This window comes from Lacinutrix sp. (assembly GCF_037625555.1).
GTDB lineage: Bacteria > Bacteroidota > Bacteroidia > Flavobacteriales > Flavobacteriaceae > Lacinutrix.
On sequence record NZ_JASJHV010000126.1, the window covers coordinates 1 to 11,179 of the forward strand.

General features: G+C 30.6%; 12 protein-coding genes and 1 pseudogene. 9 read left to right on the plus strand and 4 right to left on the minus strand.

The annotated features are described in order from the left end of the window. Positions 1-136: 136 nt before the first annotated feature. Together QNK89_RS10315 and QNK89_RS10320 are read left to right on the plus strand one after the other, a co-directional pair. Positions 137-631 carry a YkgJ family cysteine cluster protein gene (locus tag QNK89_RS10315; RefSeq protein WP_340170959.1) on the plus strand — a complete coding sequence of 165 codons (495 nt, stop codon included), beginning with the start codon at positions 137-139 and terminating at the stop codon, positions 629-631. Between the two features lie 54 nt (positions 632-685). After that, a complete protein-coding gene (locus QNK89_RS10320) occupies positions 686-1,516 on the plus strand; it encodes a sterol desaturase family protein (RefSeq protein ID WP_340170960.1) in 831 nt (276 codons plus the stop codon). Positions 1,517-1,535: 19 nt separating this feature from the next. On the opposite strand, the gene QNK89_RS10325 is transcribed toward QNK89_RS10320, so the two are convergent. Further along, positions 1,536-2,861, minus strand: coding sequence for a DUF1343 domain-containing protein (locus tag QNK89_RS10325; RefSeq protein WP_340170961.1), 1,326 nt, complete (start codon positions 2,859-2,861; stop codon positions 1,536-1,538). A gap of 6 nt (positions 2,862-2,867) precedes the next feature. Between QNK89_RS10325 and QNK89_RS10330 the strand changes: the two genes are divergently transcribed. After that, positions 2,868-4,106 carry an FtsX-like permease family protein gene (locus QNK89_RS10330; protein WP_340170962.1) on the plus strand — a complete coding sequence of 413 codons (1,239 nt, stop codon included), beginning with the start codon at positions 2,868-2,870 and terminating at the stop codon, positions 4,104-4,106. A gap of 301 nt (positions 4,107-4,407) precedes the next feature. Further along, the gene (locus tag QNK89_RS10335) at positions 4,408-5,388 is read left to right on the plus strand and encodes a pyridoxal-phosphate dependent enzyme (RefSeq protein ID WP_340170963.1); all 981 of its coding nucleotides are present in this window, start codon (positions 4,408-4,410) and stop codon (positions 5,386-5,388) included. 304 nt (positions 5,389-5,692) lie between these two features. Here QNK89_RS10335 and QNK89_RS10340 read toward each other — a convergent pair whose 3' ends face one another. From QNK89_RS10340 to QNK89_RS10350, 3 genes are all read right to left on the minus strand, one after another. Continuing rightward, positions 5,693-5,887: a hypothetical protein gene (locus QNK89_RS10340; RefSeq protein ID WP_340170964.1), complete on the minus strand. Its 195-nt coding sequence runs from the start codon at positions 5,885-5,887 to the stop codon at positions 5,693-5,695. Positions 5,888-5,891: 4 nt separating this feature from the next. Next, positions 5,892-7,070, minus strand: a complete 1,179-nt coding sequence (locus QNK89_RS10345) for a trypsin-like peptidase domain-containing protein (RefSeq protein ID WP_340170967.1) — start codon at positions 7,068-7,070, stop codon at positions 5,892-5,894. Between the two features lie 147 nt (positions 7,071-7,217). After that, on the minus strand, positions 7,218-7,496 hold the full coding sequence (locus tag QNK89_RS10350) for a hypothetical protein (RefSeq protein WP_340170968.1): 279 nt from the start codon (positions 7,494-7,496) through the stop codon (positions 7,218-7,220). A gap of 53 nt (positions 7,497-7,549) precedes the next feature. Here QNK89_RS10350 and QNK89_RS10355 point away from each other — a divergent pair. The 5 genes and pseudogenes from QNK89_RS10355 to QNK89_RS10375 form a co-directional block, all read left to right on the plus strand. Then, a pseudogene (locus QNK89_RS10355) lies at positions 7,550-8,543 on the plus strand (DUF2851 family protein). A gap of 46 nt (positions 8,544-8,589) precedes the next feature. After that, positions 8,590-8,679, plus strand: coding sequence for a hypothetical protein (locus QNK89_RS10360; RefSeq protein ID WP_340170972.1), 90 nt, complete (start codon positions 8,590-8,592; stop codon positions 8,677-8,679). 195 nt (positions 8,680-8,874) lie between these two features. After that, a complete protein-coding gene (locus QNK89_RS10365; RefSeq protein ID WP_340170969.1) occupies positions 8,875-9,102 on the plus strand; it encodes a PspC domain-containing protein in 228 nt (75 codons plus the stop codon). A gap of 3 nt (positions 9,103-9,105) precedes the next feature. Further along, positions 9,106-10,131 (plus strand): potassium channel protein, encoded by a 1,026-nt coding sequence (locus QNK89_RS10370; protein WP_340170970.1) that lies wholly within the window; start codon positions 9,106-9,108, stop codon positions 10,129-10,131. Positions 10,132-10,225: 94 nt separating this feature from the next. Continuing rightward, the coding region (locus QNK89_RS10375) for an alanine:cation symporter family protein (protein ID WP_340170971.1) at positions 10,226-11,179 on the plus strand (954 nt) is incomplete at its 3' end.

Here is an 11,179-nt window from a genome sequence, read left to right on the forward strand (position 1 = left end):
CTTCCGTAGCGTTTCCGTTGTAATAATCTAATAAGGCTTTTCCGAATAAGTCTTTCATTTAAAAAATATTTTTATGAGCTCTATTCATTTTTAAATTCATCAAAATGGTGTCAAGAACTTTAACTATTTTTGCTTTATGCAACACATAATAAATAATCTCCAAAAGCTTTCCAAAGATAAGCATAAGGAAAATAAAACCTTTTTTACGAAGCTTAAAAAAAAGCCACCAAAGCAGTTAGATTATATTATGCAAGAATTGCATGAAGAAGAATTTAAGAGAACAGACTGTCTTGAATGCGCAAACTGTTGTAAGACTACAGGTCCTTTATTTACAGATAAAGATGTCGATAGGATTGCTAAACATTTTAAAATGAAAACTCAAAAATTTGTTGAGCAGTTTTTAAAAGTAGATGAGGATAACGATTATATCTTGCAAAGCGTACCATGTACCTTTTTAGGTGCAGATAACTATTGTTCTATTTACGATGTAAGGCCAAAAGCGTGCAGTGAGTTTCCGCATACAGATAGAAAGAAATTTCAACAAATTTCTAGTCTAACACTTAAAAATGTTGAAATTTGTCCTGCTGCATTTAATATTGTTGAGAAGATGAAAGAACTTATTAAATTATAGTTTTTAGTGTTATCTTTAAACAATAAATTACCAATCTTTTAAAAAAACAGTAATTTGCAATCTATAATAAACTATTTCGAAACTATTCCTTCATTACATAGAAGTATCCTTCTAGTTGGTGGAATCACTTTTTTTTGGCTGCTTGAAGGTCTTTTGCCATTAGTTAATTTTAAATATAAAAAGTGGAAACACGCAGTGCCTAACTTGTTTTTTACTGTAACAACAATCATAATTAATTTTGCATTAGCATTTCTATTAGTAGGCACAGCAGATTGGGTTACAGCAAATAACTTTGGTATTATAAATTGGTTACCAGAAATGCCAATGTGGTTATACGTTGTTTTAGGAGTTTTACTTTTAGACTTTATTGGTGCTTATTTAGCACATTTTACAGAACATAAAGTTAGTGTTTTATGGATGGTTCATCTAGTTCACCATAGCGATCATGAGGTAGATACAACATCTGCAAATAGGCATCATCCTTTAGAAAGTATTATACGGTTTATATTTACTTTAGCAGGTGTTTTTATTATTGGTGCACCTATTGGTATTGTAATGTTATATCAATCTATGTCTTTAGTATTTACACAATTTACACATGCTAATATTAAAATGCCTAAGCAAGTAGATAAAGTGTTAAGTTATTTTATAGTATCTCCAGATATGCATAAAATACATCATCATTATAAATTACCATATACAGATTCTAATTACGGCAATATTTTCTCTATTTGGGATCGTGCTTTAGGTACTTTTATGTACTTAGAGCGAGAAAAAATAATCTATGGTGTAGATACGTTTCCAAGTGCTCAGGAAAATGGCAGTTTAAAACATCTTTTAAAGCAGCCTTTTCACAAATATAGAAAGCCAACAACAGAACAATAATTTTTTTTTGAATTATTTTTTAATTATAAAGTAAATATTTACTTCTAATTACTTTAAAATTATCTAAGTCACCTTTCCAGGTGACTTTTATTTTTGTTTCATCCCAACCATTAATAATTTGCTGTTGTAGCTTTGCTGTGCCTGCATGCTTTGTAAAAGACCCTGTAATAAAAAAGGCTTCTTTGGTTGTACTATTATCATATGCTTTAATAATATATTTTAGGCTAATACTATCTTTAGTTTTTATATTAGATAGGTCTTCGCCATAACAAAGTTTGTTTTTGTGTTTTGGAAATTTAGTACCAAAATTTTCTTTTGGAGTATATGTAAAATTCAAAACTGTACTGTCTAAAGTAGGTGCTCCATAACGTTGAAACTGAAATTCTGTACCACGACCAGCATTAATTGTAGTACCTTCAAATAAACCTAAAGATGGATAAAGTTTTATAGACTGATCATTTGGTAAATTTGGCGAAGGTCGCTGAGGTAAACTATAAGCCATATCATGCGTATAGTTTTTCAATTTAATAATAGTTAAATCACATGTAATATTGTTTTTTAACCATTTTTCTCCATTAATCATTGTTGCGTATTCTCCAATAGTTAAACCATGTACAAGAGGTATTGTATGCATGCCTAAAAAGCTAGTGTGTTCTGCTTCCATTGTTGGACCATCTATATAATTACCATTAGGATTTGGTCTATCTAAAACTATAACAGATATATTGTTTTCTGCACAAGCTTCCATAAGATAATGTAATGTAGAAATGTAAGTGTAAAAACGCACACCAACATCTTGAATATCAAAAATCACAATGTCTATGCCTTTTAATTGCTCAATAGAAGGCTTTTTGTTTTTGCCGTAAAGCGATACAATAGGTAAACCTGTTTTTGTGTCTAAACCATCTTTAACTAATTCTCCTGCATCTATATTTCCTCTAAAACCATGCTCAGGCGAAAAAACTTTTTTAATATCTACATTCAAAGCTTTTAAAGAATCTACAAGATGTGTAAAATGAGTAATTGTTACTTTTGTTTCAGGATTGAAATGAGTTGCGAAATTTTTTCTCCCGTCTTCTGTTTTACTTATCATAGAAGTCTGATTAGCCACAACACCAACACGTTTACCTTGTAATAAAGGTAAATATGCTTCTGTTTGGTTAGCACCAACAATAATACGTTTAATGTTTATTGCGTTATCTAATACCACATTAGTACTGTCACTTTGCGAAGCGACTTCTGTACTCTTAGTTTTATCTTCAACCTTATTAGCCATTCCGCATGAAATTCCCAAAAAAAGAAATAATAAAACTGTATTTTTACACCACATTAATTGTACACTCATAATATTTTGAATTTCGAATACTTTATAGCTAAACGCATTATTGATAGTAAAGCGTATAAAAGTAGCATATCAGCACCAATAATAAAAATTGGAATAGCAGCAATTGCAATTGGCATTATTGTAATGATGATTACTATTGCTACAGGAATTGGTCTTCAGCAAAAAATTAGAGATAAAGTAGTCGCTTTTAATGGTCATGCAACCATTAGTAATTACGACACAAACAACTCTCAAGAAAGCGAAAACCCTATTTCTATAAACCAAGATTTTTATCCAGATTTTAATAGTGTAGAAGGCGTAACACACGTACAAGGCGTAGCAACACGATATGCCGTTTTTAGACAACCAGATAATTTTGAATTTGTTGTTATAAAAGGAGTAGGTGCAGATTACGACTGGCAATATTTAAGAGAATATTTAGTAGATGGTGTTTTGCCAGATTACTCAAAAGAAATAAACGAAGACCTTTTAATTTCAGAATACTTTGCCAAAAGACTTAACCTAAAAGTTGGTGATAAAGTAAATGCAAACTTTTTAAGAGAAGACCTAAATAAACCACCAAGAATAATTCCATATAAAATAATTGGGATCTATAACTCTGGATTTAAGGAATTCGATCAGCAATTTGTAGTAGGAGATTTAAAACACATACAAAGATTAAATAAATGGGATCCAGACCAAATTGGAAATTTTGAAGTTTTTATCGATAACTTTAATGAAATAGATGAAAAAACAAAAGAAATTTATCAAAACACCTCCTCAAAGTTAAATACAATACCAGTAACTAAAAAATTTGGTACAATATTCGAGTGGATTGGTATTTTCGATAAGAATATTGTTGGCATAATAGGGATTATGATTCTTGTAGCAGGAATAAACATGATTACTGCATTACTAGTATTAATTCTTGAGCGCACAAGAATGATTGGTATTTTAAAAGCCATAGGAAGTAGTAACACAGGTATTAGAAAAATATTTGTTTTCAATGCTACATACCTTATTTTAATAGGCTTGTTTTGGGGAAATTTAATAGGTTTAGGTTTATTGTTTGCTCAAAAAACATTTGGCTTCTTAAGTTTTCCAAATCCAGAACAATATTACATGAAAACCATACCAGTTTACATAAGTCTAGACTATATTATACTATTAAATGTAGGCACATTTGTGCTTTGTTTTTTCATGCTACTAGTACCATCTTATATCATTACAAAAATCTCACCAATAAAAGCAATACGTTTCGAGTAGCCTTTAATTACTTCATTTTGGCTTTACCTAAAGGTCGTCTTTTCATTACTCGCTCTCTTCGAGACGTTTAAATAAAACCTTCAACTGCGAAGCAATTCACGAGTTCTTATTTATTAAATAAGAATGAACGAATAATCGCTAACGCAGCATTAAGTAAGTAGTTTTTAAGAAGAAAAGTACGTTATCAGTTTTGTGTTTTTATATTAATTTTTTAGTTCTTTTTGCATCTATGTAAAATGAACAGAGATAAAAAAAAATAATACAATCATATTTTTTACTTTTGCATCATCAAATTTACAACATGAAATACGCAGAAAATATTCTAGAAACTATTGGTAATACACCATTAGTAAAAATAAATAAACTCACAGCAGAGTTACCATGTTTAGTATTATCTAAATACGAAACCTTTAATCCAGGAAACTCGGTAAAAGACCGTATGGCACTGCAAATGATTGAAGATGCAGAAGTAGATGGACGATTAAAACCAGGAGGCACCATTATAGAAGGAACCTCAGGAAACACAGGAATGGGATTAGCATTAGCAGCCATTATAAAGGGTTACAAATGTATTTTTGTTATGGCAGACAAACAGTCTAAAGAAAAAGTAGATATTTTACGTGCAGTAGGTGCAGAAGTTGTAGTTTGCCCTACAGCAGTAGAACCAGACGACCCAAGATCTTATTACTCAGTATCTAAACGTTTAGGTGAAGAAACGCCAAACTCTTGGTATGTAAACCAATACGATAACCCAAGTAATTGTAAAGCACATTTTAAAAGTACAGGACCAGAAATTTGGGAACAAACCGAAGGTAAAATCACACATTTTGTGGTTGGAGTAGGAACAGGAGGAACAATTTCTGGTGTTGGTAGTTATCTTAAAACTAAAAACCCAAATGTTAAAATTTGGGGAGTAGATACTTATGGATCGGTATTTAAAAAGTATCACGAAACAGGTGTTTTCGATGAAAATGAAATCTATCCTTACGTAACCGAAGGTATTGGAGAAGATATTTTACCGCTTAATGTAAATTTTGGAGTTATAGATGGTTTTACAAAAGTAACAGATAAAGATGCTGCTGTTTACACACAACGCTTGGCTAAAGAAGAAGGAATGTTTTTAGGTAATAGTGCAGGATCTGCAATTAAAGGTGTACTGCAATTAAAAGAGCATTTTACAAAAGACGATGTTGTAGTAGTCTTATTTCATGATCATGGTTCGCGTTATGTAGGTAAGATGTTTAACGACGATTGGATGCGTGAAAAGGGTTATATAGAGTAATAAATTTCTGAAAAGAGAGTAATCCATTGATAATAAAAAAGCACAGTTTTTAAACTGTGCTTTTTTATTGAAAAATCTTCTAGTTTCGTTTAACCCGTTTTGTAGCTATAAGAAGTTGGCGATTTCGAAGCACAAAACTGTCTACCAGCACTGAACTTGATACGAAGCACAAAGCTTCAATTAACCACTAAACCCCCAATTTCTTATAGGTGCTGTTAGCGGTAGTTATTTTAGTCTAGTTTTTTTAATACTCTTTTCAATTCTTTATAAATCTGATCAGAAATATTTAGGGTGTCGGGTTTTGTTATAGTTGCGTCTTCTTCAAATGTTTGTCGCGGAAGATTAATAATGATTTTTTCCCTTGATAACCGCCTTCCCAAATAAAATTGTCAGCACCCCAAGGAGTAATGTTTGTAGTCGGTTTCAATTCTATTATATCGTCAATATATAAATCATCATGTAGGTGTCTTGAAATTTTTATTTTTAATGAATCACTCATATTCTTATCTTGTTTTAATTAGCACAACATAATTTGAAAGTACTTTTATTTTCTCTGTTAATGTTTTTTGGGAGATTGAAATATCACTCGGAAGAATTAATTTGTCAGGGATAACATCAATAAGATTTTTTAAATATGTAAGCTTTATTGCATAAGACACATTGTCTGCCGCCATAATTTTTGCATTTACGATTCCAATAATATTACCATCGTAATCAAAGAGCGGTCCGCCACTATTGCCAGGTTGTACAGGAACAGAAATTTGATATGTTGTAATATCACCTTGAAATCCTGTTTTAGAACTAATTTTACCGTCTGTGAATTTCACTTCTTCCCCCATTACAGTTAATGCCATTGGATATCCTAATGCAAAAACATTAGAACCGACATCAGATATTGTTGATTTAAAAGAATAAGGTAATTTTATATAGGGCTTAAATTTGTCGTCTTCAATTTTAATTATTGCCAAGTCATTTTGTTTATCACTTGAAATTATTTTTGCTTTACAAGATTGCTTTTGATTATCTTTAATAAAATCAACTTCAATTTCAGAAGCTCCGTCAATAACGTGATAATTTGTTGCAATGTATCCATTGCCGTCTATAAAGAAACCACTCCCGTTTCCCTCCCAAGTACTTTTAGAAGTATTGTCATTTTTACTATTTATTGGATAAGTTTTTAACCAAGTAAAATCCCAATAACATTTCGTACCTGGAATGTATCTTTCTTTTAATTCATTTTGAATAGAAATAACACTTCTGTAATATCCATATTCTAGAATTTTTCCGTCAGTTAGAATTACATTTGCGCGAGCTTCCCAATATGGATTAATGAACTTACAGATATAAGTATAAACTCCGTCAATCGATGTCTTTTCAAATTTGGCACTAAAGCCTGATTCCTCTTTTCGATTATTTCCTAAATCATATACAGCAAAAGTTGTTTTATCAATTCTTTTTACGCCCCATTCAGACTTTACCGCTTCAGAATACTGATGAATTAATTCTCCATTTAATGTCCATGTCCCTTTCACGTTAAGGGAATAAATTCCTTCAATTTGGTCAAGGGATTGACTATTTTTATCCAGATATTTTTGTAATTCAGCTTTATTTATAAATTCTTGGGCAGAGGTTTTAAAGATTGCAAGAATCAATATAACCATTATACAAATATTCTTCTTCATATTACATCTTGTTTTTTGTTTTCATTAATTACCGCTAATACGATAATAAAAAATCGTTTTAATGTTTTTTATTAGAAGTTAAACGAAGTTAGCTTAAAAAAATAACAATGTCAAGTATCATTACGTTGGAAAAAGTGGTTCTGTTAATTAATTAAAAACCCAGTTTGTAAATAAAATAGTAAAGCAAAGTGTTATAATTATTAAAATAAAAGTTAATCGATTATTTCTGCGTTTACTTTTGAGAGCCTTTTTTCTAATGTTTCCTTTTATAATTTCTAGAGTTTTACGGTCTACTTTATTGTAACTATTATTTCGAGAACTACTCTCACCAATAGCTAAACGTATATTTTTATAACGTTCGCTCTTTTTGTACTTAAGTTGCTTAACTCTAGAGTTGTGAGTATTAAATCGTCCATAAGTTCCCATGCTATATTAGTATACAATTGGTAAAACTTGTTACAATTGCGTACATTTAAAACATGCAAGAAGATTTTCTCCATTATTTATGGAAACATAAAAAAATAGTAGCCAAAAACCTCAAAACAACTAAAGGAGAATTAGTTAGTATTGTTGCAGTAGGAGAACATAATAACAATGCTGGACCAGATTTTTTAAATACGCAAATTAAAATAGAAAACCAACTTTGGGCTGGAAATCTAGAAATACATATAAAATCTAGCGATTGGTATTTACACAACCACGAAAATGATAGCAATTACGATAATGGTATTTTACATGTAGTTTGGGAACATGATACAGAAATTTTTAGAAAAGATAATACCGAAATTCCTACACTAGAATTAAAACACCATGTTACACAAGATGCATTAAATGGCTATTTAAAACTATTTGATAATACTCAAAAATGGATTAATTGTGAAAACGATTTTGCAACCGTATCAGTTTACTATTTATAACTGGCTGGAGCGCCTTTATTTTGAGAGTTTAGAGCGTAAAGCAAGCGAAATTTCAGTTCTCTTAGATCAGAATACTAATAATTGGGAATCTGTTTTGTTTAAAATGCTAGCAAAAAACTTTGGACTAAAGGTTAATGGACTAGCTTTTGGAAGTATTGCAAATAGTTTTCCTTTCTCGATAATTAGAAAACAACAATCAAAACTACTAAGTTTAGAAGCCCTTTTGTTTGGACAAACAGTATTACTAGAGGACGATTGCCAAGAGGTTTATTTTATAGAATTGGCAAAAGAATATCAGTTTTTAAAGCAAAAGTTTAGCCTTTCTGGAGATAGTGTAACACCATTACAGTTTTTTAGATTAAGACCACCAAACTTTCCAACTATTAGACTATCTCAATTAGCTAATGTTTACCATGTGCATCAAAACGTGTTTTCAAAAGTTATTGAAGCAAAAACATTAGATGAGTTTTATAAGTTGTTTGGTGTAGAAACTTCTTTGTTTTGGGATACGCATTATACTTTTAGTAAAGCATCTAAAACCTTAAAAAAGAGGTAAAATTAAATCTTTTATAGACCTTTTACTAATAAATACTATTATTCCAATAAAATTTAGTTATGCCAAGCAACTAGGGAAACCTATAGACGATGAAATTATACAATTGCTTCAACAAATTACTTCAGAAAAAAAATAGTATAGTCAATAAATTTAACGGCTTAAAAAAAGTTTCAAAATCTGCACTAGAGTCTCAAGCTTTAATTCAACTTAAAACAGAATATTGTGATAAAAACAAATGTTTAAAATGTGCCATTGGAAATTCGTTATTAAAGTAATCATGGTTTTGTTTTTTTTTAGAATTAAATAGCTAAGGTTTTATTATATTGCAGTTATGCAATCAGCACACAGTTTATTATTATTTTTTCAAAAACATGGCTATCATGTTTGTCAGCGTATTGCAGATAGAATTGGTATTCGAGCAAAAATTGTACGTACTTCTTTTATGTATTTAACCTTTGTAACTATAGGTTTTGGTTTTGCATTATACTTATTTTTGGCTTTCTGGATGCGTATAAAAGACATTATTTACACCAAAAGAACTTCTGTTTTCGATTTGTAATACATGAGAGATTCACTACTTAAATTTATTAGAACTAAAATATATTTAGCGGTTACACTACTATTTATTGTATTGTTAATAGGTGTTTTAGGTTTTAGAGTTATCTCTGGATACTCCTGGTTAGATGCTGTTTACATGACGGTTATTACTATTACAACCGTTGGTTTTGGTGAAGTAGAACCGTTAGACGATGCCTCGAAAATATTTACCGTATTTTTAATATTATCTAGTGTTGTACTCGTGGGTTACGCACTTTCAATTATTACAGAATTTATTTTAAGTAGAAACAACCTTGACGACCTAAAAAAGAAAAAGATGCAAAAGAAAATTGATAAATATAAAAACCACACTATTATTTGTGGTTATGGACGTAATGGAAAGCAAGCAGCAAAGAAATTAATGTCTTACAATAAGTTATTTGTAATAATTGAAAGGGATAAAGAGGTTATAGAAAAAAATGAGAGCGATTTAACACCAATGGTTTTTGGTAATGCTAATGAGGACGATGTGCTTATGCAAGCAGGTTTAGAACGCGCAAGTACACTTATTTCTGCTTTACCAAATGATGCTGATAATTTATTTGTAGTGCTTTCAGCAAGACAATTAAATAGAGAAGCATGTATAATTAGTCGCGCATCTCAAGAAACATCTTACCAAAAATTAAAATTGGCTGGTGCAAATAATGTTATTTTGCCAGATAGAATTGGAGGTGACCACATGGCTTCTTTGGTTGTAGTACCAGATTTAATAGAGTTTATAGATAACCTTTCTATTGGTGGAAACGATAATGTTAATATTGAAGAAATAGCAGTAGATAAACTTTACAATACATCGCAAAAAATACAAACTATTAAAGATTTAGATTTAAGAAATAAAACGGGTTGCACAGTTATTGGTTTTAAAGGTAATGATGGAGAATATATTGTAAACCCTGAAGCCGAAATAGAATTAATACCTAGCTCAAAAATTATTGTTTTAGGAAGACCAGAACAAATACAAGAACTTAATTCTATATACGATTTAGACTAATGCTAAGCTTTTTAACAACTACCATTTTATAAATTCAGCAATTTTTCGCATCTTGCTATTCTTAAATTAACAACTAACAAACAAAAACTATATTATGAAGAAGTATCTTCTTTCAATTTTCTCATTAATTTTACCATTATTATCTATCGCCCAAGAATCGTCAGAGGTTGGTATAGACCAAAAAATCGATCAGGTATTTGGAGATTTAACAGGATGGTTTGTAGAAATTATTTTTTATCAAATAGATTTTGGTGGAGACGTAAAAGTATTTTGGGTATTATTTCCTTTAATTCTTGGAGCATTATATTTTACGTTTTACTTTAAATTTATAAACTTTAGTGGATTCTTTACTTCTATTAATATTGTAAGAGGTAAGTACGAACATATAGATGGTCATGATGATAAAGATTTAAAAGTAGCAGGAGATGCAACTCCAGGAGGAGATGCTATAGAAACTATTAAAATTGAAGATCATGAAGGAGAGGTTAGCCACTTCCAAGCATTAACAACGGCATTATCTGCAACTGTAGGTTTGGGTAATATTGCTGGTGTTGCCATTGCAGTTTCAATTGGTGGGGCAGGAGCAACATTTTGGATGATTATTGCTGGATTTTTAGGTATGGCATCAAAATTTGTAGAATGTACTTTGGGTGTAAAATATAGAGATATTGAAGCAGATGGAACTGTTTTTGGTGGACCAATGTACTACTTAACAAAAGGATTAAAAGCTAAAGGTATGGCTGGCTTAGGTAAAGTTTTAGCTGTATTGTTCGCCGTATTTGTTATTGGTGGGTCTTTTGGAGGTGGAAACATGTTCCAGGTAAATCAAGCCTTTCAATTAGTAGAAAATATTACAGGAGGAAAGCAATCTTTTCTTCATGGTTATGGTTGGGCATTTGGTCTTGTTATGGCTGTTTTAGTAGGTATTGTTATTATTGGTGGTATTAAGAAAATAGCAAAGGTAACAGACAAAATAGTGCCATTTATGGTTGCTATTTATGTAGCAGCATCATTATTTGTAATCATATCTAAATACGATATGATTGGT

Excerpts from the sequence above, each read along its gene's own strand:
- QNK89_RS10345 (WP_340170967.1), bottom strand. The coding sequence starts at position 7,070 with ATGAAGAAGAATATTTGTATAATGGTTATATTGATTCTTGCAATCTTT.
- QNK89_RS10315 (WP_340170959.1), top strand. The coding sequence starts at position 137 with ATGCAACACATAATAAATAATCTCCAAAAGCTTTCCAAAGATAAGCAT.
- QNK89_RS10340 (WP_340170964.1), bottom strand. The coding sequence starts at position 5,887 with ATGAGTGATTCATTAAAAATAAAAATTTCAAGACACCTACATGATGAT.
- QNK89_RS10325 (WP_340170961.1), bottom strand. The coding sequence starts at position 2,861 with ATGAGTGTACAATTAATGTGGTGTAAAAATACAGTTTTATTATTTCTT.
- QNK89_RS10350 (WP_340170968.1), bottom strand. The coding sequence starts at position 7,496 with ATGGGAACTTATGGACGATTTAATACTCACAACTCTAGAGTTAAGCAA.
- QNK89_RS10370 (WP_340170970.1), top strand. The coding sequence starts at position 9,106 with ATGAGAGATTCACTACTTAAATTTATTAGAACTAAAATATATTTAGCG.
- QNK89_RS10365 (WP_340170969.1), top strand. The coding sequence starts at position 8,875 with ATGCAATCAGCACACAGTTTATTATTATTTTTTCAAAAACATGGCTAT.
- QNK89_RS10335 (WP_340170963.1), top strand. The coding sequence starts at position 4,408 with ATGAAATACGCAGAAAATATTCTAGAAACTATTGGTAATACACCATTA.